The sequence below is a fragment of the Mesorhizobium sp. L-8-3 genome, assembly GCF_016756615.1.
GTDB lineage: Bacteria > Pseudomonadota > Alphaproteobacteria > Rhizobiales > Rhizobiaceae.
This window is the reverse complement of record NZ_AP023262.1, coordinates 3,271,143-3,294,548: the sequence shown is the minus strand read 5'-3', so window position 1 is coordinate 3,294,548 and position 23,406 is coordinate 3,271,143. Positions and strand designations below refer to the sequence as shown.

14 protein-coding genes are annotated in these 23,406 nt (G+C 66.1%); 5 read left to right on the top strand and 9 right to left on the bottom strand.

What is annotated here, in order from left to right; translation table 11 throughout:
• The first annotated feature begins 314 nt into the window (after positions 1–314).
• Positions 315–875 carry a DUF1566 domain-containing protein gene (locus JN302_RS15370; RefSeq protein WP_202333467.1) on the top strand — a complete coding sequence of 187 codons (561 nt, stop codon included), beginning with the start codon at positions 315–317 and terminating at the stop codon, positions 873–875.
• Between the two features lie 150 nt (positions 876–1,025).
• Entirely contained in the window at positions 1,026–1,961 is a 936-nt protein-coding gene (locus tag JN302_RS15365) for a serine hydrolase (protein WP_202313240.1), read from the top strand.
• 43 nt (positions 1,962–2,004) lie between these two features.
• Here the strand turns inward: JN302_RS15365 and JN302_RS15360 are convergent, their stop codons facing one another.
• The 6 genes from JN302_RS15360 to JN302_RS15335 all read right to left on the bottom strand — a co-directional run bounded on the left by JN302_RS15360 (position 2,005) and on the right by JN302_RS15335 (position 15,399).
• Positions 2,005–2,496, bottom strand: a complete 492-nt coding sequence (locus tag JN302_RS15360) for a hypothetical protein (RefSeq protein ID WP_202333466.1) — start codon at positions 2,494–2,496, stop codon at positions 2,005–2,007.
• Positions 2,497–2,556: 60 nt separating this feature from the next.
• Positions 2,557–8,475: a hypothetical protein gene (locus tag JN302_RS15355; RefSeq protein ID WP_202333465.1), complete on the bottom strand. Its 5,919-nt coding sequence runs from the start codon at positions 8,473–8,475 to the stop codon at positions 2,557–2,559.
• A 25-nt stretch (positions 8,476–8,500) separates the two neighbouring features.
• Positions 8,501–11,017, bottom strand: a complete 2,517-nt coding sequence (locus JN302_RS15350; RefSeq protein WP_202333464.1) for a hypothetical protein — start codon at positions 11,015–11,017, stop codon at positions 8,501–8,503.
• Positions 11,014–13,908: a DUF6603 domain-containing protein gene (locus JN302_RS15345; protein WP_202333463.1), complete on the bottom strand. Its 2,895-nt coding sequence runs from the start codon at positions 13,906–13,908 to the stop codon at positions 11,014–11,016. The genes JN302_RS15350 and JN302_RS15345 overlap by 4 nt, the downstream gene beginning before the upstream one ends.
• Positions 13,909–13,911: 3 nt before the next feature.
• Positions 13,912–14,985, bottom strand: a complete 1,074-nt coding sequence (locus JN302_RS15340; RefSeq protein WP_202333462.1) for a WD40 repeat domain-containing protein — start codon at positions 14,983–14,985, stop codon at positions 13,912–13,914.
• 75 nt (positions 14,986–15,060) lie between these two features.
• Positions 15,061–15,399, bottom strand: a complete 339-nt coding sequence (locus JN302_RS15335; protein ID WP_202333461.1) for a hypothetical protein — start codon at positions 15,397–15,399, stop codon at positions 15,061–15,063.
• A gap of 471 nt (positions 15,400–15,870) precedes the next feature.
• Here JN302_RS15335 and JN302_RS15330 point away from each other — a divergent pair, with 471 nt between their 5' ends.
• A complete protein-coding gene (locus tag JN302_RS15330; RefSeq protein WP_202333460.1) occupies positions 15,871–16,929 on the top strand; it encodes an NAD(P)H-dependent flavin oxidoreductase in 1,059 nt (352 codons plus the stop codon).
• A 587-nt stretch (positions 16,930–17,516) separates the two neighbouring features.
• Here JN302_RS15330 and JN302_RS15325 read toward each other — a convergent pair.
• Positions 17,517–18,890 (bottom strand): chloride channel protein, encoded by a 1,374-nt coding sequence (locus JN302_RS15325; protein ID WP_202333459.1) that lies wholly within the window; start codon positions 18,888–18,890, stop codon positions 17,517–17,519.
• Positions 18,891–19,484: 594 nt separating this feature from the next.
• Here JN302_RS15325 and JN302_RS15320 point away from each other — a divergent pair.
• Positions 19,485–20,831, top strand: a complete 1,347-nt coding sequence (locus JN302_RS15320; protein WP_244846376.1) for an adenylate/guanylate cyclase domain-containing protein — start codon at positions 19,485–19,487, stop codon at positions 20,829–20,831.
• A gap of 29 nt (positions 20,832–20,860) precedes the next feature.
• Here the strand turns inward: JN302_RS15320 and JN302_RS15315 are convergent, their stop codons facing one another.
• Complete coding sequence (locus tag JN302_RS15315) at positions 20,861–21,262, bottom strand: nuclear transport factor 2 family protein (protein WP_202333458.1); 402 nt, start codon at positions 21,260–21,262, stop codon at positions 20,861–20,863.
• Between the two features lie 185 nt (positions 21,263–21,447).
• On the opposite strand from JN302_RS15315, the gene JN302_RS15310 reads away from it, so the two are divergent.
• On the top strand, positions 21,448–22,080 hold the full coding sequence (locus JN302_RS15310) for a cupin domain-containing protein (RefSeq protein WP_202313227.1): 633 nt from the start codon (positions 21,448–21,450) through the stop codon (positions 22,078–22,080).
• 395 nt (positions 22,081–22,475) lie between these two features.
• Here JN302_RS15310 and JN302_RS15305 read toward each other — a convergent pair whose 3' ends face one another.
• Positions 22,476–23,213, bottom strand: a complete 738-nt coding sequence (locus JN302_RS15305; RefSeq protein ID WP_202333457.1) for an SOS response-associated peptidase — start codon at positions 23,211–23,213, stop codon at positions 22,476–22,478.
• Positions 23,214–23,406: the final 193 nt, after the last annotated feature.

The following is a 23,406-nucleotide window of genomic DNA, read 5'->3' as shown; positions in this document are numbered from 1 at the left end:
CGACGATGCCATGGCCGGCGACCTGGAAGGTCGGCGCCTGTGGCAGATGCCGAACATTTGCGGTCCTCTTGCGGGCGCAGCCGTCGGAGGCTTGCTTGCAATCACCTGCGTTGAAATCCGACAATGCGCATCCTTTAACCAAGCCGGCCTCATAGACCAGTGCGGCCGATTGGATTACTATGCTTCTCGGAAATGGCTGAGAATTTTTGCGACAGTTACTCAACAACTGTCACTTCTACCAGGCAAAACCAATCTGCCATCGAAAACTGTTCGCTCGATCTTTGTAGATGCACTCGCGTTTTCAGGAGAAGGTCATGCGTGCAATCAGGACATATATAGGCTTCAAGCTGGGAGTGGCATTGGGTCTGGCGCTTTCCATCTCGCCGCTGAGCGCGCAGGAGGAGGCATGCGGCGTCGTTCACAAGCGCACACGCGATCCTCTTGATGCCCAGCGATTTTTTCTGCTTGCCGAGCACGGGGGAGAGGCCTTTCTGGACAAGCAGACGTGCCTCGTGTTCAGCACCAAGGTCTTTGAAGAGCCCGTGACCATCGGCGACGCCATGGAACGCTGTGCGACCCTTGGCCAAGGCGGCCCGTACGGCTCGATGGGCTGGCAGCTTCCATCCATGGCTGAGCTTACGAGCCTCGAGGGGGAATCGTGGAAGCATCACGAGGGCGAGTTCGGGCAGTATAAACTCCCGCCGATGAGCCGGAGCGAGACAGACTTCTGGACGACCACACGATGGCCTGGTGACGGAAACCTGTACGCCACGGTCACCTTCAGCGCGCCGACAACTCTCGTCCGACCACAGGATGAGACGAAGAAAGCCGGCGTGTGGTGCGTGCGTGCGTCTCGCGCCACGGGTTTGCAGTAGGTCGAGCCGATGCCAGTTGGCGAAGCAACGAGCCTTGCTTCCAAGCGAATGCATCTCAGACCATAGGCGTTTGTCATGAGACCGTTTCCTGATCCCAAGACCGATCCGCTGCTGCGCGACCCGGCGTTACAGAACGCTTTCGACAATGCGATGGCCGCTTCCGGCAATCCGCCGGGAACGGCGCCCATCATCATCGTCGACATGAACCCATCCGGCTCCCGCGGGTTTGCAGGGCAACGCGAAACCGAGATGCATTATTCCGCAAGCCTCTTGAAGGTAGCGGCCATGTATGCCGCCTTCGAACTTCGCAAGGCGGCCAACGAACTGCTTGCCGACCTGCAGCCTTCGGCGGCCGACGTTTTCCAGGCTCTGCGCAGCAACTTCGACCCGGTGATCCGCGACCAGCGGGTGCCGCAGTTGGCCGCGTTGGCCGACAGCTTCCTTGTGCCGCGCTATGAACAGGTGTTCGAGTTCGACCCGGCAACCGGCACAGTCAATTTTTCCTTGGGCTTCTTTACCAATCTGTCCAATGCGATCGTCGAAGGCAACAACGTGTCGGCCGGCCAATGTATCCATGGTCTCGGCTTCGGCTATCTCACCAAGGCGGTGACGGAAGCAGGTTTTTTCGACCCTTCCGCCCAGAACGGCATCTGGCTTTGCGGAGACTTCGGCAACGGCTTTCCTCCGCAACGAATTGCCTGTCTCAACGATACCCCGGTGGCTCAGGCAACTTCCGTGCGAGAGATGGCGAGGCTGTATGCACTCCTGTTCGACCGTAGCCTGGTGGATGGCGTAAGCGACGAGGCAATGCTCAACCTGCTCTTTCAGGCGCTTCTGCCGCCACGTCTTCACCTGTTGCTCAACAGGACCGTCGACGTCCAGTTCGTGACGCTGCATTCGAAGATCGGCCTGGGACCACTGAACAACGGCACGCAGGTAGCTTCCGAGGGAGCCATAATTCGCGAAAACTCCACGGAACGCTTTTTCGTGGTGGTTTTCCAGAATCTGCGTTTCGTGAACGACGCCTCCATTGTGCCCATGTCCCGTATCGTCGACGAAACACTGGCTTCCTTCCTGTTTGCCTGAGTTGCATGTTGGACGGGTGGCGGACGCGACAGCTGCCGTGGTTCTACTGTGGATTGAACAGGCTGACCAAGATTACCACGCGGCGATTGAGCCGGCGTTCCGCATCGCTCGGTGGATCATGCCGCAGCATGCCAGTCGCCGCAAAGACCATTCCCCAGGTCACCTGGGGTGAGGTCTCCCACCATTCGCCGGCATCGAAGCCCGCTTCAGCCGCCCGGCTGCTTACGGTCGACTTGATCCAGCTCCAGGCTGAATCCGCTCGATCCCTTGCCGCGGTGATCTCGCTTTCGCGCCGCTGGTCGCAACTGAAATTCGGGTTGTCCTGCCGATCTGAATGCCCAACCACAATGATTGATATGAACTGATTGGCGACAGGTTGGGTGACCTGCCCCGCGATGATGTCGACCACGGTGAGCAGCATGTTCATGTCCGGCTGCGGCGTGTTGCTGACAAGGGCAGCGAAATCGGTCTGACCCGAGCCGTAGCCGTCGAAGGTAAGAGCCTGGAGTCGCATCGGTTTTCTCCTTTTCGCCACTGGATGATCGATCGGATCGGATGAAGCGGCATGGCGGCTTCTCCGGCGCGGTGGACGGCGTCATTCACCCGGCCATGGTTCGGTCGGGCGAACCGTGTCGAAGGCGAGACCGCTGGATACCTCCCCGGCGCCGGGCGCCTTCTCCCTGCGAACCCAGATGTGAGACGATCCGTCGAACCAGCGGGCCAACACGGGGCGCCGCGTCAGGCTCACCCCGTCACGAGGCACCTCCTCTTCATGGACCCATTGCCTGGGCCTGATCAACCGGCCTTCCGGACGCGAGTCCAGGCCGGGACCGGTCAGCGTGGCGAGGCGGAATCGGATGGCCCCCGGCCGGACGGCCTCCGGCACCAGGGGGAACCAGTAGTCCGGGACCACCGTCTGCACCCGGTACTGGGGTAGTTCGCCGATGGGAACGGCCTCGGGAACCCTGCTTGCCCACCGGTCCCGGCGCTCCACCATGTCACCTCGTCCATCGGTGTAGCGATGCTGCACCGCCCATGCCAGGTTCGCCAGTTCGTCGCGGCCCAGCACAACGTTTTCGAGCGGCGCACCCGTCTGGCCGCGTTCGGTCGGCAGCATCAGCAGCCCTGACGCGGCGCGGTGATCCGGATCCTGACTGTGAAGCGTGAACAGAGACCAGGACGGATCCTCCCGGCCGGCCCGTTCGACCCTGTGCAGGCGACCGAATACATCTCGCACCAGCACCTGCCTGAGCACTGTCAGTGATCCTGCCGGTACCTCCAGCGGCGCCAGGAACCAGTCGTTGCCGTACACGGTGGCGAATGAGATCAGCAGCAATCGACCGGTATCGAGCGTGGACAGTTCCGTCGCGCCGAGATCGACCCTGGCATCCTCCATCTCCCAGAACCGGTCCGCCGGAAGTCCTCCATAGCGCACCAGCGACGGCAGGCTTTCATGGACGAATGTGCCGAGCGGCCCTGGGGGCGCCGCCTCGATGTCGGGGTCCGGGTGGACGTCCACACTGTACCAGTCCAGCCCGTCGCCAAGGTACTCCTGCGCGAGCAGCACCGTACCACCAGTCGAAACCTCGGCCGCATGCTCGAAGCGATGCTCGTCGAAACAGTCCGGGCCATTCTCACCCAGTTGCTTTTCCCACCACTCCCGCCAGGCGCGGATCACCTCGTCGAGCCTGGGATCAGGTCCGGTCGGAAAGGTACCGGCGTCGATGGCCGCCGCCACGGATTTTGCATCCGGCAGTCGTCCGTCAAGCAGGCCAATGAGACTGGCGTCAGCCTGTTCCGCCGGGAGACGGTGGGGCACGAGCGCGGCAGTGGCGACGGCGAGCAGCCCTTGGTCGTCGAGCATCCGGAGCAGTTGAGCACCACCCTCGGCGCGCAGGCGCTCGTCGACAATCACGGGCTCATCCTCGATCTGGGCATCCAGGGGACCGCGACGAATGTCGTAGCGCACCCAGTCCGGCGCCCCGGCGGGGCGCCAGGCGTCGATCGGCGCGCTCTCGCCGGCCATGCGGATCACCGCCGGCGAACCGCAGTCCTGGGCCGTGAACTCCCCGAACTGCCACTGGCGCGTGAGCAGCCACAAAGGGTCGTGCACCCGGGCGGCCAGACCGGCTTCCACATCGTCCGTGCGGTGTCCGGGCTCCAGCCTGAACGGTCCTTCCGGGTCGGTGTTGGGCCGGCGGGTCTCTATTCTGGAAAGGGCCTGCCCGGTCGCACCGTTGGGAGAGATCCGGATGGCGGGAACAAGGTCGCCCAGAAGAGGCAGGTCCGCGAGGTCGATGGCGCGCAACTTGGCCAATTCGAGGGTTTCGCGAAGCACCTGGACCAGGCCGTCCGAGGTCCAGCCGCGGTCGAGGTCGGGCGGCACGGCGATGAGCACGGTGTGCGGCGCCTTCGCGTCCGGTCGGTCGTAGTGGAACGCCACGCCCGTCAGTTCGGTCTCCGGGATGAGGTTGCGTGTAAGCGGCCCGGGAGGACCGGGCAGATCAAGTCCCGGCAGCAACTCCGTCCACTCGTCGAACAGCAGGCCGGTGAAGGCCGCGCCTGCCGTTTCGACGGGCGCGTGCCATACAAGATGTGCCGTGGCCTGCGGGCGTGGTCCGGCGCGGAAGGGGCCACCGATCCAGGGATCGGCCTCGCCCGACGGGTCCTGCGCCGCTCGCAGCCGCTCCACCCGTCCAGCCCGGGTCCCGGCGACGAGCAAAGTCTCGTACAGCGTGCGGGTCACCGGCCGCACCTTTGCGTTTTGCCGCAACCAGTCCTCGATCATCGCTCCCGGCATGTCCCGAGCTCCCGGCGACGGCCCGGCAATTTGGGGTAGCAGCGGGATATCCGCGCCGAGCACCTCGGCCAGCGCCGCCCGGGCGCTCGACAACCAGCCTTCCGCTCCCTCGGGCCCAGGCGGATTCGTGGCCAGCGCAAGCAGTTTCGCCGCGTCGGGATGGTTGGCGACCAGCGGGGCGGCCGCGAAACCGGCCAGCCGCGCCTGCAGGTTCGCCACGTCCGCGGGCTTTCTCGTGCGCCCAGGCAAATGTTCCGCCAGTAGGGGTTGGGCCATGGCCAGCAGCGACCGTATCCGGACCGCGCGGCCCCTCAGGCCGCTCCAGCCGGGACCGTCAAGCGTCACCGCCGCGCCCGGCGCGGCACCGAAAGCTTGCCGGACTGCGCCGTGCAACCGGGCGTGATCGGCGCCCGCCGCGTCCAGCATCGCGCTCAGCGCACCAAGCCCAAGCCGGTCAGCGGTGATCTCGAAGGGCTGGCCAGGTTCCGGATCCCCTGGGTCGCGCCGGACGCCGCTCAGGATCCAGCCCGCGGCCGGGCCGAGCAGGTGTCCAACCCACGCCTCCACCTCCGGATGGAGCGCGGCGACGGGGTCGGCGGTCGGCCATCCGGTCGGCCCGAATGGCTCTGCGGGCAGGAGAACTGCCACCCGGTGTGTCAGCGCACGGGCCCGGTGCGGCGTACGCACCACCTGGAACGTATCAGGCACGTCCTCGCCGCGGCCCAAAGTGTCGGCTGCCAGCCCTGCGCGAATCGGATTGCCGCCGACGAGCTGGTGGACGCTCTCGGCCAGCACGAGGTCGCCCACGGCATCGAGGGAGTCTGCGAGATCGCGCAGCAACTCGGCAGTTCCCGGCCGGTCGGCGGCCGGCACCAGCGGCGCTCCGTCTATGGCGCTCGACTGGTCGAGCACGCCTGCGCCGGCCCGCACGAGAGCCATCCCGTCGACGACATTGCGCGCGGCGATGCTTTCCGCGCTGCGCGCCCACAGGTCCGCGTCGGCGCCGGCCCCCTCCGGCTCCGGCACGATAGGCAGGGGGAACTGGCGACGGAACCGTTCGACGAGGTGGTCGAGTCCGGCATCGTGGAGGGACCGCTCGAACCGGTAGCCCAGCAACGAACCCAGATTCTGCCCCCGACGTACCGCGCCCAGCAGCCAGCGGGCGATCCGGGTACGCCGCGAATGCAGGTTGACGGCATAGGCCTCGTTGCCGGGGTTGCCGATGAAGCCCGAGCGCAGCACGGCCGCGGTCGCCGCATGCTGCAGCGATGGTGCATGGATATAGCCGTCCTTCTGGGAGACGGTGGCCGTGTCCGCCCCGTCCTCGACTTCGACCTCGACCGTTTCCCTGGGCAGCGGCGGCGCCAGGTTCTCCACCCAGCCGTAGCAGCCGAAGCGGACTCCATCGACACCGGATCCACGCAACTGGGCCAGTCGCCACGAGGCCAGGGAGGTGACCCAGGCGTCCAGCCGGTGCGAATATGCGTCGATGACCTCCAGCAGCAATTCGGGCAGCCGGGTCACCGGGGTGGCAGCAAGGGTCCGCAACGCCTGCTCCAGCCTGGGCAGGGCACGCGCGGAGCGGGCGGCAGCCGCAATGCGTTCGGCGCGGTCCCGTTCGGACAGACCTTCCAGGACGTCGGCCACCAACTGGTCCACCTCACCGGTGACGGCCAGTGCCTGGCGAAGCGGGTCGTCCTCGCCGTCGTCGCCGTCCATGAACGCCCAGTTGGGCAGAAACAGCAGCGCATCGAGCAGACCGCTCGCGTCCGGCGGCGGTTCCGGAAGCACCTCGCCGTCTTCGGGTGTTTCGGGCGGCTCCTCGCCATTGTCCGGCGGCTCGTCGCCGACACCAGGCAGGTCGAAGAATGTGCTCGGCCGGGGTGGGGTGTCCCGGCCCGAGGACAGTTCCACCGGCCAGGACCGGTCGTAGTCGGCCGCGTCCAGCTCTCCGGCCAGGAACATGCGCACGGCTTGCAGATAGTCGGCTGTGTTCAGCGCCCGGGTGGGGAAGCTGACCGGATCGGGAGTGATCCGGGAGACGAACGCGGGGGCGCCGGTCTCGTCGTCGAGCCCCCAGCCGAGATCCGTCCACCCGTCGGAGCGGGTGGTCCACCGCAGCTTCCCGTCCGGCGACAAGCCCGGCAGGCCCAGATTGGCCGGCACCTGGTCGCGCGGCGTTTTGGGCACGGCGAGCCCCGGCCCGTCCAGCCGGCGCATGGCCAATCCGGTCGCCACGGGCAACCGTTGCAACACGTCGACGACCACCTGGTCGACCGGCTCCCCGGGCCGCACCCTCGGGATGGTGCCATCGTTGCGCAGCACCGCGCGCCAGCGCTCCCGCAGCCGCAGCAGCCACGGCGCCAGGAGCGCGTCCACGTCCTGGCTCCGTTCGGCCCGCCAATCGCTCAGCGCCGTGGTCGGCAATATTCCGTAGGGCTGACGGCCGACCCGCACCGTCGGCAGTGGCCCGCGCGCACGCACATGCTCGGCAAGGTGGTCCCGAACCGCACGCCACGGCCGGGCCGGATCAGTGGACCTGATCTGCCTGGTCCCCAAGTCCAGATGCGAGACCGCCGCCTCGGCGACCCCCTTCCCCAGAGTCGGCCAGGTGAGCAGCGACAACGCTTCCACGGCCGACTCTTCCATGTCGTCGGCGCCGGAGCAACCGCGCAGGAAACTGGCGTCGGGCAGTCCGAGAGCAGCAGCCAGCGCGTCCGCCACCGGCCGCTCGCCAGCCGGCGGATCGGGTTCTGGTCCGGGATACGCAGGGGCCGACGACCAACCCGAGCGCGCGCGGGGGGTGTTGTTGGTCGCAGTGCCAGCCGGAAGCAGGGCGAGTCCAGCGCCGAACATATGGCCGAGGAGCAGGTCGCGGAACTCTACGGCGCCGTCCGCAGCCGAGCTGTCGCGCACCCCCACCACCAGCAACTCGTCCAGGCGGTCATTTTCGTTGAGGGTCAGCTCGACGGCCATGCCGGCGCTGAGCGCCGAGAACCAGTCGGTCTCCCAGCCCTCCTCATCGGAGCGCAGCAAGCCGACGGGCAGCGGGTCCGGCACCGATCTACCCAGCTTGTCCACGACGACCTCACTGCCGAGCAAGCCTATGAACCGCCATTTTTTCGGCATCGCGAGGGTGCGGAGGCGGCGTTCCCGCTGGTCGTCCGAGCGCACGGTCGGAGGCGGGCCATCGGGGCGGCAGGCGCGGACCGCCCATGCGGCGCGCGAAGGTCGCAGCCGCTTGAGCAGCTCCTGCCAGGCTTCCGGGCCCGGGTCCCGCCAGTACGCGCCGCCGGCGGCGGCTTCGTCGGGCGTGAGATCCGGGTTGAAATCAGACATCAGGATATCGTCCGGATACACCCGGACCCGCAGCTTGTTCGGTTCCCACCAAATGGTCTCCACCCGCACCGGCAAAAGCGCGATCGGATCCGTGTTGCGGTCGGCGAACAGTGCGGGGCCCGCATTCATGGCCTGGGCCAACTCGTCTTCGGAGATGCGAGCAAGGCCATTGCTTTGATCGGCCGACTGTTGGAGTCCCGCATGGGTTGTGGCTGCGGCGGTGAGCAGTTCCTGCGTGGCGCCGGGGTCACCGGCCTGCATGGCGTCCTGGAGCCGCCGCACCACTGCCAACTGCTCGTCCGCTCGCGCCTGGTCGGCATCTGCCTCTGTGCGTGCCCGGTCCAACTGCGCACGTGCGGCGAACGTCTCGTTCATTCGTGCTCCTGTCTTCGGCGAGCGGTCAGTCGCCGAGCATGGCCGCGGCCCGGAAGGCCATCTGGAACGGTTGCTGGAAGGCAATCCTGGCCATATCGGCGGCGTCCCGCCCCCATGCGGGCGGGTCGTCCGGCGACGGCCTGCTTGGCGTTCTCGTCGGCCGCCTGGCGACCCGTATGAATCCGGAGGCGTCGACACCGACGTCTTCCCAGGTGAGGTCGGCCCAGGTCTCCAACGTCGGGGCCGGCTCACCTGAATCGAAGCCGAACTGGGTCCCTCGCATCGGTTCGCGGAACACGAAGAACCAGTCCTCGTCGAGGGCCTGCTGCCTGTCGACGCCGTCGAGGAGGTACAGCACCGTCGATTCGTCCAGCGCAATCGCGGTGGTCGCCCCTCCGAAGGTGGCCGGCAGTTTGCCGCCCTCGCCCCGGACCGCGAGCAGTGCGGTACCGGGAAACCTGCGCAGCAACTCACCGCGAACCAGCAACGCAAGACTGCTCTCTCCACCGGCGCGGAGCTGGTCGCCCAATGGAGCATCCAAAGGCCAGCGGGCGATCTCGTCGACATCCGCCCCGGCGCTGGGCCAGAACCGGGCGAACGACGTGCCGCGCTGGTCGGTAGGGAACTCGCGCCATAGCAGCTCCCGGTTGAATTCGTGATTGAGCCCGACCAGCAGGGCGGCGACAAATTCTGGATTGGTCTCCAGCAAGGTCACGGTGTCCATCGGCAGCGCTCCTATGCCAGGGACTGCCCATTCGGGCCAGCGGGCCAACAGTTCCGTGGCGATCGGGACGCTGAACGTAGGGTGAGCCATGATCGGTCGCAGCGGGCGGGCTTCCGTTTCAGAGCGGCCTGCCATGGCTTCTATGGGGATGCGGTCGACCATGCGCCGCCACTGCAGAGGGAACGGCGTGATCAGGGCACGCACCTCGCCCGGCAGGCCGGCATCGGGCGCTTCCTCGCTCACCACCCCCATTTCGAGCAGCCCCTGCGTGATCACCGGAACGGCGCTGACATTCCCGGTGCCGTTCGGGCCGCGCGCGGCGCGGCGCGCCAACGCCCCACCCCGGCGTGTCAGCCGGGCAAAGGAGGAACTCGCAGCTCCCGTCGGCACCGGGGAAGCAGCCAGCAAGGTCGCGAGCGTGGCGGAGGTGTCGAGCCGCCCCGCGGACAACCGCATGCGTGTGCTCGCCGGAGCCATGGCGACGACCAGGTCGGCCGCATTCAGCGGATCGAGGTGCTTGCGTTGGGCCTGCTCCGCCGTCGCGGCGGCCAATTCCGCAACGGCAAGCAGCCGGTTCGCCTGCCGGATCTCGCCGACCTGCTCCCAGGCCCGGGCCATCAGGAATTCCTGTTCCAACTGGACGTAGCGGGCGCCGAGCGCGGCGGCCACGCGCCGCCGCACCTCGAGGTTCAGCGTGGTCATCCAGCTTTCCGGTTCCTCCGGTCGCTCCCGGTCGAGAGGCACTGTCTGCTGACCGGTGTGGTCGCTGCCATAGAGCGGCGGGGCGACCGCAATGGTGTCCGGGTCCGCTTCCGGATCCCCGATCTCGGCGCGGCGCCTGGCCGGGTCGTCGAGGCGTATCCTGGCCGAGGCTTTGAAGCTCTCCTGCGCAGCCGTGTCCGACCACACCTCGGCCGCCGTTGCCCCCGGCACCCGCAAGGCGCCGTCAAGGGTCACTGTGGCTGGCCGGCTTTCCTGCTCGACCAGCCCCGGTCGGCTGACGTCGACGGTTCGGGTGCCGAGCCCGGCTTCCGCTGCAGGCCGAAAATCCAGTCGTCGCGCCAGTTCCTCGAAGGTGCCCTCCTTCCCCGTGCGGAAACGCCACCAGTGGTAGACGGGGAGCTCGACTGCACCGCCACCGCCGGCTCTCCAGGCATCCGCAGTGGGCGATCCAACCGGAGCGGTGTTGAGGCCAGCCGCCCGACCGGCCTCGGTGGCGGGGACGACGGCGGCGATCCATCCCCGGTCCGGCTTCAGCTTGCGCGGGCATAGCAGCCGCGCGATGACCTCGGCCGAGTGTTGGCGCGCACCCAGCGCAACAAGGCTCCTTGCGTCGTCGATCCGCGTGACCCTGTCGTCCAGTCGTGCCTCCACATGCGCCCATGCCCACCGATCGGCCAGCGGGGGAAGCGCGGCGACCGGCGCGGTTAGAACCGGCAACGGGTTGCCTTCGCGCGGCGGCTCGGCCTCGTCTTCGGCGAGCACGACCAGCACGATCCATGGCTGCGGGGACGGGGTCTGGGCCGGTCCGGGGGATAGCAGCCACGGCAGGTCGGCATGCGCGAACTCGATGCTGGCCAGGATGTTCTCCGCCGCAGGGGCCGCGCCTGGTGGCGGCTCCTCGCGCAGGACCATCGCCCGGTCGAAGCCTATCACATCTCCCGGGCCGACCAGCGACAGCCTTGGCCCAACGGCGGTCACCGGCTCGCGCCGGCCGTCCATTTCCCGCATGAACGTCACCGACGTGTCCAGCGAACGCCCCCTCGCTTTAGCCGACGCCCCCACCTGCGCCGAGGAGAAGAACCATCGTGTCGTCATGTGGCCAGTTCCCAGCTCTCCACGACTTGTACCGTCACATTCGGGTCCAGCCGTTCGCGCAGCGCCAACCAGGCATTGGCGGTGGCATTGACCAGGGACACGTTTTCGAGCATCGGCCTCAGGTCGTTCGTGGCCGCCACGCCCAACGTCGACGGTCGCACCCGCACGGCGGCCTCCGGGCTGCGCCAGCGCTCCAGCCGCTCCGCCGCGCTGACCGCGTACACGGCCTCGCCATGGAAGCGCCCCGCCCAGCCGGAGAATTCCCGGGTCGCGAGGGGTGGCTCGTAGGCGGTCTCGTAACCGTCGTCGACCCGGTGCCCGTCGCCGACGAGAACGCCGTCCGTGCCTACCCGCACCCCGCCGGCGTGGTCGACGAAGGCCGGCCCGGTGAGCTGCTGGTCCTCGGTAAGGTCGAAATACTCGCCCGGCACAAACCGTTCGGCCAGCGAGGTGAAGGCTTCCGGAGATTGCGCTGTGCCGAGGGTGACATTCACGATCGTCCAGATCTGCACCGGTACCTGGCGACGTTCGAACCGTGAGATCGGGACGCCCAGAGGTACCACTGCCTGGCTGACGCGCAGGGTGGCATCAGGGTGCACGATCTCGCCATTGCCGAGCTTTTTGATGGCCACCGCGGTGAAGGTGAGTCCGGTGCGCTCCATCTGCGGCCGCTCAGCCACCCAGGCCCGCGCCTCGCGCATGACCTTCAGGAGCGGCTCGCCCGGATCACGCCCACCCCTTTGGCTTACCGCAGGCGGCGAGCCCCAGCGGATGTCGAAGTCCAGTTCGACATCCCAGAACAACACCGAGATGCTGCCCGTGCCGAAAACGTGCCAAGGGGCCGGGCCCTCGAGGGTGAAGTCCAGACCGACGCTGGCAAGCCGTCGGCCGAACGCGCGGACCGCCACCCCCGCGCGCACGCGCACCGAGAACGCGAACACCGGATCGAACACGAACAAAGCGTCCAGTCCGAGCCAACCCTGCACGCCGCAGTCGGCGATGGTCGCGTCCAATTGAACCTGGCCGCCAAACATGACGGCATTCGAGGTGACCGCGAGATACGCCTCCATACGCAGGCCGAACACGATGCTCGGGGCCAGATCGACCTGCAGGCTGCGCAGTGCCGGCACACCGGCAGGCCGCGTATAACGGGGATGGAAACCGCCGGCCGACAGGACGAACACGGGTTCGCGACCGCCGCGCACCAGCAGGTACATCTCGCCGCGCACCGCAAGCCCGACGATCCACGACCCGGACAGCGACACGAGCAACTCGACCACAGGGACGCTCGGGTCGATCCGGCCGAATACGCTGGCTTGCAGCCGGATCAGCGGTACCACGGGATCCGGCAAGCAGACGAGCAGGCGCCCGACCAGCACCGCGCGCACAGGGGCGGGCAGCTCCAGGATCAGCGCACCGGAAAGCGATACGATGCGCGCCCCCCAGGTGATACGCACCATCGGCCCGACGAGCATTCGGCCGCGGGTGACCGGGAAGGCGGCCCCCAGCGACCCTATGATCTCGCGGGCGCGTTCGACGGCATTGTCGGGAAACAGTACCCGGTCGGCATTGCCGTCGCTGATCAGCCTCTGCAGCTCGCCGACTTCGACGCTGCGATCGACGCCGATGAGCCCTCCCACTGCGTCCAGCGCGAACCCCAGCCCCAGTTGGAGACCGGGGGCCGGGAACGTCGCGGAGAGCAATACCAGGAAACTGGTCGGATCGCCCGCGACAGGCGGCCGGAACAGGGCGATGGCCTGCATTCGCATCACGCCCAGATCGAGGGAGATCAGTCCGGCGTAACCTTCGTCCTCCGTCCGGCGAACCACGCCGCCGCCGGACACGGGCGGCAGCCTGAGCTCTGTGCCGACGCCCTCCGGAAACACCTCCCCCAGCCCCTTCGGGTCGATGCCCAGCGGCTTCTCGGACGAGAGGACCACCGGGAGTTTGATGCCGGCTCCATCCAACGACACATGCAGCGGCAGCCCGGGCAGGTCGGCGGCGGCCGATAGGGAGAAGGCAAACCGCGGCTCGCCGTCCTCGGAGGTCAACTCCAGCGCCGCGCCCCGGGTGCGGATTCCAGGCACGTTCAGCCGCAGGGGCAGCGGGATGCCAAGCGTGCCCGTGCCGGTGAACCGCACCCCCGCGGCCCGGTCCGCGCGGATCGTGATGCTGACGGGAGCGCCCGCCATGGGGCTCGCGCCGCCGGCGCCGAGCAGCGTGGCCAGGGCCTTGGGCAGGACGGCGACGGTGAGCTCGCGCAACTCCACATCGACGTGCGGCGGCTGGCCAGGGGTCGCGGTGACGGTCAGGGCGATGCCGTTGACGCTCATCCCAGGCCCCTCGTTCATCCCGGCGGACAGCCTGCCGGCGCGTTCGACACGGACGGACGCGGTGCCGCTCGGAACGATCGGGTCCAGGCCGGGACCGAAGGCGGCATCCCAGCCTTGGGGAGCGGCAATCGCGATCTGTGCGGTCCATGGTCCGGTAGTCCTCGGCGGCATAGACAGGCTGGCCCCCGGAGTGACCACCACGTCGAACGTCGGATCACCCGGCGTCATGCCGAGCACGGCACGCCCAGCCGCCGGGTCGGCTGGGTCGGTCAGGACCAGCGCAAGTCCGAGCGGCGCTCCAGGCGCCCGCCGCCAGCCGTGAAGCCGCACGGGTGAGCCGGCGTCGAGGTCGCCGGCCATCTCGCGGAGAAGTTCCACCAGGGAGTTGCCTGCGGGCAGCCGGTCATGCACGGACAGCAGCCGACCCGCCAATATGGTGTCTGCCGCCGACGGATCGTCATCGAGCTGCGGCAGTTGCTGCACGGCCTCGTCCAGCGCCCTTCTTGCCAGTGTGCGCAGCCGGTCACTGACCAATTGCAGCAGCTCGTGGGGATCCATGCCTCACCTCACGACGCCGAACTCGCCGTTGTCGATCACGAGCGCGCGGCCTCGACAACCCAATCCCAGCCAGCGGCCGTCCGGGCTGAACGCCATTGCGAGAACCTCGTCGGTGCTGACGGCATAGTGCTCCTTGCCGTCCAGGTTGAAGAGGCGCACCACATTGTCGATGGAGGCGCTCGCCGCCACCTTGCCGTTCAGGCCGAACGCCACATGCGTGACGGCACCGAAACCCGGGTCAGGAAGTCCGGGGGCCAATTTGGGCGCCCGCCCCCGCTCCACCCCGGATTGCGCTTCCAGGATCCGGGCGAACCCGTCCGCTCCGCCGACCACGGTCCACCGACCCTTGGGATCGAACGCTATGCAGCTCGGGGCCGTGACCTCCTCGTCGACCTCGTCCTCGGTCGGCCAAAGTTGCACCCCGCCTTCTGCCTCGAACATGCGGACCGTGTCATCGGCGGCACAGCACAGCACCATGGCCCCGTCCCGACTGAACGCGACGGCCAACACGGCATTATCAGGGTCGAGGCGCCCGATCTCGTCACCGGTGGACAGTTCGAGCACGCGCGCAGACCCGGCGATCCGGTGGTCGCCGCCGTGACGTTCGTCGATCGCCAGCGCTATGCGGGTACCATCGCTGCTCACGTCAATGTCGGCGATCAGCGGCCGCTCGACCAAAATGCGGTGCAAAGACGCCCCGGTCGCACTGTCGAATTGTGCGACTATGGTATCGGTGGCGGCGACCAGTGTGCTGCCGTCCGGGGTGAAGCATACGAAATTCACAGAGGTGCCCGGCTCGACCGGTCCCCTCCAGATCACCGCTCCCGTCGAACTGGAGCAGACGTGGACGTGCTCGAAGTCCGCTATAGCGAACGTCGCCGAATCCGGGCTGAACGCTATACTGGACACGAACCCCGCGCTGGGGACGTCCAGCGGTGCTCCGCTGCCGATTGCGCGCACCCGCAACACCGAGTCGCTGCCACCGCTGGCAAACCGGGTGCCGTCCGGGTTGAAAGCAATCGCCTCCACGGAACCGTCGTGGTCAACGGTGAGCACGAAGTCTCCAGGCTGGCTCATTCTCACCCTTTCCTTGCTCAGGCCGAGCCCCAGGGTCTGCCCACCGAAGGACCATCTCCTGGATGGCGGGGTATCTCAGCCGACGATAAAGGTGTTGGATTCGTGATCGGCCTGACCGGACCCCGGATTCACGAAAGTGAGAACTGTGTGTTCGCCTTCCGTCAGCCTTCCCAGGGAAACGAATCCCGTTTCGGAATTTCCCGGATCAAGGAAAGAGGACTGCCAGCTCGTCAGGAACGCGTCGTCGACTTCCACTCCGACGTCCGCATTGCCTCCCGCGTCTCCTACATTCACGACCTGAAAGCTTATTCGGATCCCGGATTCATGATGGGGTACGACGTGACCGTTCGGATTGTCGTCCGGATCCGGCATGACCCCGATGCCGCCACCTGTAAATTCGAACATTGCAGACATTGGCGAGGTTTCCTTGTCGAACTGACTGGACCTATCCCCGTGTCACCTGAATAAAACCCCAACTCTACTTTATACACTAAAATCAGTTTGGCAATTGCTCTTGTATCGCAAGCTTCTCGGCGAGAACGCTATTTGGCTAAATTATCCATTCCATTCTTCCACCGATTGGCTCGCCGTGACGCGGCCTGCGGTGCCAGACGGGGAAGTGACGATTTTGCGCGCCCATCTCGGGGCCCTTGCCGCCAGCCCTGCAGACACATGAGCGCGCCTGGAAGGCATTGCTCACCGCCGGCTAGGTCGGTTCTGCCCGACGTGCTAAACAGGCGGCTCGGTTCCACGTTCTTCGTCATCGAGGAGGTCGAATTTTAGAATTTGGGGGCTGGGCGCTTGACCGCCCGTGCCGCAATCAGCCCGCGTCCAGCGAAACAACGCCGGGCCGCGATCGAAACCACACCCACGAAAGGAGACGCCATGACCACGTCGACCCGATCGACATTGCTCGACCTTTTCGGCATCGAGCTTCCGGTGATCCAGGCGCCGATGGCCGGCGCCACGACGCCTGAGATGGTCATCGCCGTCAGCGAGGCCGGTGGGTTGGGCTCGCTGCCGACCGCGATGTATGACGAGAAGGCGCTGCGCGCAGCGCTGGACCGGGTTCGGGCCGGCACGCGCCGCCCGATCAATCTCAACTTCTTCTGCCATGCCAATCCGGTGGACGATCCGGCGCGCCAGTCCGCCTGGCTCGCGCGCCTGGCCGGTTATTATGCCGAGGCCGGCCTCGATCCGGACATGCCGAAGTCGGGGGGCGGGCGAACGCCGTTCGACGCCGCGGCCTGCTCGGTCGTGGAAGCCTACCGGCCGGAGGTCGTAAGCTTCCATTTCGGACTGCCGCAGGTCGACCTGCTCGATCGGGTGAAGCGCACTGGAGCCAGGGTCATCGCCGCCGCGACCACCGTTGCCGAGGCGCGCTGGCTTGCCGGGCACGGTGTCGACGCCGTCATCGCCATGGGCGCCGAGGCCGGTGGACATCGCGGAAGCTTCCTGACCGATCGGATGTCCGAGCAGGTCGGGACCTTCGCGCTGGTCCCGCAGATCGTCGACGCCGTCACCGTCCCGGTGATCGCGGCCGGCGGCATCGCCGACCGGCGCGGCGTGGCGGCGGCCTTCGCGCTGGGCGCCGCCGCCGTCCAGGTCGGCACGGCCTATCTCTTCACACCGGAGGCCGGCATCTCGGCGGTGCATAGCAAAGCACTGGGCACGCCGGACAGGCCCACTGCTTTGACCAACCTGTTCACCGGCCGGCCGGCGCGAAGCATCGTCAATCGCCTGATGGTGGAAGTCGGGCCGCTGTCGGATATCGCGCCGGCTTTTCCGACAGCCGGTGGCCCGCTCGCGCCTGTTCGTGGCGCTGCGGAAGCCGCGGGCCTCGACGACTTCAGCCCTCTCTGGGCCGGGCAATCCTTTCCGCTCGCGAAGCCGATGCCGGCAGCAGCGCTGACACGCCTTCTCGCCGGCGCAGGCGCCGAATAGCCCGCATACGTTCGGGCGGCTGCGTCGAGACCAATCGGCGGAACAAGCTTGGGGAAACAACGTTAGGAACGCACCGGCCGCGTGTCGTCCATACGCAGGATACCCCGTCGAACGCGGTCGGCGCGTTCCCGCGCCTCATCTTTCCCTCCGGTGGGGCGCGGGCGCTTTTCCGATTGCTCGTCGAACAGCTGGAGATGCGAGAATGCCCGTAGATTTTTCTATCTCAGACGACGAACCGTTGGATGCGCAGGATGCAGGAGACACACCCCGCTTGCCACGATCGGCAAGAACTCTGGCCGGGTACGACGATAGGTGGCGGGCCACAAAGGCCGCAGCGCTCACGATCGTGGAGGCCGAAACCCGAGCGCGGATGAAAAAGACCGCGAGGCTCCGAACCTTGCGGCTGAATGGCATCCCGACCAGCGAGCGGAGGAGTGGCGGCCCACCGGTATAGCAACATGATGAGAGCGGAGGGGAAATCCCCAAAGAGGCATACCGCAAGGCCTTGACGCGACCACTTCGCGTTTCGGAGATCGCGGTCGGAACGTCATCCGTGCCGCAATGCGCTGCGCACGGCTGTTCGTGGGTCATCCTTGCCCGGCGGATGGCTCGGCATCCCTGGACGAGAGGCGTCGCCGGCGGATGGCGTCCGCGATGAACAGCCGCGACAGCGCATGGTATAGTGGTTCGTGTGAAATCAACCGTGCCGTGCCGTAGCCGAGCATCGAAGCGCACATCAGGGGGATCACGTTGTCGTGGTTGCCCGACATTTCCAGGATGATGACGAAGGCGGTCATGGGAGCCTGCACAACCCCCGCGAAGTAGCCGGCCATGCCCAGCAAGGCGGCGAGCCCGATGTTGGAACCGAGCAGCGAGCCGATCGCCGATCCCAGGCCGGCGCCTACTGCAAGAGAAGGCGCGAAGATGCCGCCCGGAATCCCGGAGATCATCGACAACAGGCTGGCGCCGAACTTCGCCAGGAAGAAATACCAGGGCAATTGCGTGCCTTCGACGGCGCTTCGCGCCTGCTCGTAGCCCGTGCCGAAAGTCAGCCCGCCTGAAACCAGGCCGATCGCCGCGACCGCCGAACCGCAGACGGCGGCGATGACGACGGTACGCTGGAGCGGCGCCAGGGCGTTCCAACGCCGGATCCGGCGGGTAGCCCTGAGCGCGATCGACGAAAAGGCGGATCCCAGCAAGCCGCCGACGATGCCGCATGCCAGCACGAGCGCCCCGTCAGTGCCGATAGAAACGGTGTCGCGCGTCATCCCGAAGTAGGTGTAGTTGCCGAGCAGCCCGAGTGAAGCAAGGCCGGCCAGGATTACCGCCGTGAGCACCAGCCCGTTCGTCCGCGCCTGATAGGTACGGCCCATCTCCTCGATGGCAAATACGATTCCCGCCAGGGGAGTATTGAAGGCGGCGGCTATCCCGGCGGCCGAACCGGCAAGGATGAGGCCACGCTCCTGCGACATTCCTCCCCAGCGTGCAGCCGTGAGCATGACCGATGCCCCCACCTGCACGGTTGGCCCTTCGCGTCCTATCGAAGCACCGCAGAACAGGCCCGTCACCGTCAGCAGGATCTTGCCCAGGGCGAGTCGCAACGAGAGAATAGGCCTTCGATCCTCATCGTTGCGCAAATGTCGCGCGGCGATCGCCTGAGGGATACCGCTGCCTTGCGATCCCGGAAACACCGTCGCGGCCAGCCATGCGCACAATGCGAAACCGGCGGGAGTAACGGCGAGCGGAAGGTAATGGCGCCATCCGTCCTGCGAGATGAAAAGTTCCCCGAAGAGATGCTGCGCCCCGTCGGCCAGCACCGCGAAGAGAACGCTGACAAGGCCGATCGCGACTGCACCGCTCCAGAATACCAGCCTGGGCAGCCAGACGCGGGGCGACCCCCACACCACGCGCGAGCGGCGAAGCACTTTCCTGCCGGATCTGAGCCGCGACGAAGCTCTCATCCCACCCTGCACTCGAAATGCGAGTGCCGAAGGAGTTGACCGTCGCGCATTGTTCCCCAAACCTCTCGCCGGCAGTCCGACACGATTCCGGCATGCGCCCGGGCCGCGGCGGCCAAGCGCGGAATTGGGCGGGGGCCGTCCGGAAGGGCAGCATGCATGAATTTGCGTTCCGCAGCGCCCCTCTCGATGGGCCGTGTCGTCTCGATACTGAGCCACTTCCAGGAGCGCGAGGGTTCCGGTGGCCCGCTGTGGATGGCGCTGACGTTGATCGCCGTCGTTCCTGCCAAGTCACCCTTTCCCACTGTCTGTTCTGCTGCCCTTAGAGCATATGCGGGACCATTAGGCGACCGGGGAAGGGTAAGACCATCCCAACCGCCTCCTGGCCGGCATGCAGATAAAGCCGCCGTTGACGATTGTGCATCTGCCGGCGCTCAGCTTGGGCCGCGCATATGGGATCATCAACCAGTCGGCAATCCGGCCTGCCGTGATATCCTGATCCTGAACCTGTGAGGGCCTGGCTCTGGAGCATGTGCGATGGCGACTGAAACTGCAGACGATATGCCGCGTCCAACCCTGTTCGGATGGATAGGGCGCATGCGCGAGCAGCGCGAGCAGCGCGAGCATACCAACCGCTTCGTGTTGCAGGCGCTTGAAGAAGACAAGCGCGAAGGCCAGCGCATCGCCACCGTGGCGCGCACCGTCGCTCTCATGGTGGTCGCGCTGCTGCTGCCATTTCTCAATCCGACGATCGAGGTGCTGTATTACGAAGCCTTCGTGCTCGGTTTCATCGCCATCGGGTGGGCGCAGCTCAGGGTCGCGAAAGTCGGTCGCTCCGGTGCCGAGCTGGCGCTCATTTTCCTTGAGCTTGCGATGCTCACCTTCATCGGTGTGGTGCCGAGCCCGTTCATAGAAGAAGGGGTCCCGACCGCCTTCAGCTACCGTTTCAACGTGTTCATCTATTTCTTTCTGATCCTCGCCATCAGCACGCTCGCCTATTCGTGGCGCACGATCTTTTCGATGGGAACCTGGGTAGCCGCGTTGTGGCTGGCTGCGGTCGTCGGCGTAGCTGTCTTCGGGCGGGAGAACCCCTCACTTCACGAAGCAGCCGTCAGCGCCTTTTCGGCCTATCCCGACATGGTCGAGGCGCTTGACCCGAACAACCCGCAGATCTCGCAGCGCATCCAGGAACTGGTGGTCTTCATGCTTGTGGCCGGCATACTGGCCTTGAGGGGCTGGAGGTCGAATGAGCTGCTGATGAAGCAAGCCTATATCGCCGCCGAACGCGCCAATCTGTCCCGCTATTTTTCCCCCAACATGGTCGATGTCCTTGCCTCGGACGATCATGACGTGGGCGCCGTCCGCACGCAGGACGTCGCCGTGCTTTTCATCGACATCGTAGGCTTCACGGAGCTGTCCGAACGCAGCACGCCCCACCAGGTGATGGATCTGTTGCGGCGCTACCTTTCATTGGTCGAGGGTGTGATCTTCGAATATGGCGGCACGCTCGACAAATATCTCGGCGACGGCGTCATGGCGACCTTCGGCACGCCGGAGCCCAGCCCGACGGACGCGGCCAATGCCCTGAAGGCAGCCAGAGAGATCATCCATCGCATGGACGGCTTCAACCGCGACGGCGCAGCCCGCGGCGACCCCGAGATCCGGGTCTCGATCGGATTGCACTACGGACCCGTGATCCTTGGAGATGTGGGCCCCTCGCGGCGGCTGGAATTCGCCGTGCTTGGCGACACCGTCAACGTAGCGAGCCGGCTGGAATCAGCGAGCCGGGACCTCGACTGCCGCATCGTGGCGAGCAGCGACATTGTCGAGAACGCCCGCCACGGCGGTCCCCAGGACGGTCAACCTCTGCTGGCGGGGTTCAAGCTCGCGCCATCGGTTTCGCTACGCGGCCGCAGGGCGCCGGTCGATGTCTGGACTTTCTGATCCGGTAGGTCCCGTTGCCGGTCGGCCCTTCAAATCGGATTCTCCCGGAAGAGTTCAGCGACGAGGGCCGAGTCGAGATAGGCCCGGACCTCGACGATCGTCCCGCCGTCGAAACGAACAACCCAGCAATAATGGTTGTCGAAGCGCATGCCGTTTCGAGCGGTAGCGCCCGACACCAGTTCGACTACGGCCACGTCGCCGGAGACGAAGGCATGGGTCACGCGCAGTTCGGCGCCGTCGGGCAGCACCTTGGCCAGCTTGCTGAACGTACCGGCCTTGAAGGCGGCCTTCGATTTGTAGTGCCCTGCAAGCGGGTGAGTGCCCATCACCGTCCAGTCGACGTCATCGGCGACATGGTCGAAGAAAGCATCTCCGTCGCCATGTTCGAGACCGGTGAAAATCCTTCTGACCGTCTGTTCATCGAGGCTCATACGCATGCCTCCGCTCAATTCGGGACCATCTTGCCTGTGGCGGCGATGACTTTGCAACATGTGGCGGAGGCGCTGCGTGAAAGATCGCCGTGCCGGCCGAGACGACTTCGGGTTGTCGGGATCCATGCTGCGTCTTCGCCGACGACGGCTCACCATGTATTATGAGGCACCGAGGACGGAACGCCATGTCTCGCTGCGGCGATGTCTACGAAAACAGGGTGACGGGAGAATATGCGGTCGTCCTGCGCGGCAGCGAGGATCGCGGCGACGGACCCGGCATTGCTCACTTGACGGCCAGGCCCGGTGCGGCGGTCGTCGGCGAGCATTTTCATCCGCACATGGTCGAGCGCTTCACGGTGCTCCGAGGCCAGCTCAACGCACGCATCGGCGGCCGCGCACTCGTCCTGGAGCCCGGACAATCGGCCACTGTGGAACCGGGCGTGCCCCATGACTGGTGGAATGCCAGCACCGTGGACGAGGCGCATGTGCTTGTGGAGGTGGACAAGGCGCCGGGCGCGGAAAACATCGACCCCAATCGCTTCGAGATGCTGATCGGGATGCTCTTCGGCCTGGCCAACGATGGCAAGGTGGACCGCAAGGGTCGACCCAACCCGCTGCAGGGATCGCTCATCGCCCGGGAGTTTGCCGATGTCGTCGTCTTCACCCATCCGCCGCCGCCGGTCCAGCGCGTGCTCTTTGCAATCCTGGCGCCGATCGCGACCCTGGCCGGATACAAGGCGATTTACCCCGATTATTGCAAGCCGCACGCCCACCGCACGCCCGATCCGGAGGTCCTCAGGGCGGCGGGCCTTCAGTGATAGCCTCGGATTTAGCGTTGGGCGCGATCCAGGCGGATAAACCAAAGATCCGAGAGCTGCGGATCGTTCACGCGAGTGAACCATCCCCTTGAGGCAAGTGCGCCTTGAAGCTTCGTGATCCGTTCTCAGTTGGCAAACATATCGGGCAGCGGGTGAACTGGCTTCGAACGCAGCAAATCGCAGATGCGCTTAGTCTGAGAATTCTTCGGTATCCCTGCCACCCACTTCTCAAACTCAAGAAGGCTGACAAGGTATATGCAAGTAGGTTACTGATTTAGAATGAAAAAACATAGCCGACCCGTCTCTCACTGGAAGCGAGTGGCAGGGGTGCCGGTCTGCCCTTGCTGCGCATTCTTCGCGTCATCGGCGGTGCCGGCGGAGTTCGTCGCTGTCGCTCAGAACAGATCCTGCGAGTCGGGATCGATCTCGTCGAGCACATCAGGCGTATCGTTCTTGCTGTTGCCGACCTTCCTGTCGATCGGCCACATTTTCATCAGTCCGCTGGGGAACGGTTTCAGCATATCGGCAGGATCGATCTCGCCGCCCAGCCACCGCTCATAATCCGCGCGCGCCAGGATCACCGGCATGCGGTCGTGGATCTTCGCCATCATCTCGTTTGGCGGGCAGGTCAGGATGCAGAAGCTGCGGACCGGCTCATGCGTTTCCGGATCGCGCCATGCCTGCCAGATCGCAGCCAGGCAGAAAGGGGAATCGTCTGCCATCGCGATCGCATAGGGCTGCTTGTCCTTGCTCTTCCCCGTCCCGAACTTGTCGTGCCACTCGAAATAGCCTGTCACCGGCATCAGCGCACGGCGGGACCGGTATGCGTTCCTGAAGATGCCGTTCGTGGCGACGCTCTCCGACCGCGCATTGATATGCTTGAAACCTTCGTTCCTAGCCTTCGCGAAATGCGGGATGAGGCCCCATCGGGCCATCATGAATGACGGGCCGAACACCGGTTCCGCTGCATCGCGCACGACGTCGCGGACGATGAGCGGATAGTCGAGCCCCGGCGCTCCATTGTATCTCGGAAACTGGTTGGCGGCGCGGTCGACTTCGGGGTCGCCGCGAGCGAAGGCGAACGCCCGCAGCATCTCGTCCAGACTCGTCTTGATATGCACCCGTCCGCACATCGACCCACCCGGCTTTCGCCAGAGCTTACGCGCGCCTTGACCCTTACGCCAGATGCTCCCGCCGTGCAGGGACTTGTCGGTCCCCAGGCCGACGTCGCTCGTGGGCGCAAGGCGTCGGATTCGATCTGGTCGAACGCCGTGATGACCGATTTCCCGGCATCGAGGACCAGCACCGCCGGCTCCGGACTGGGCG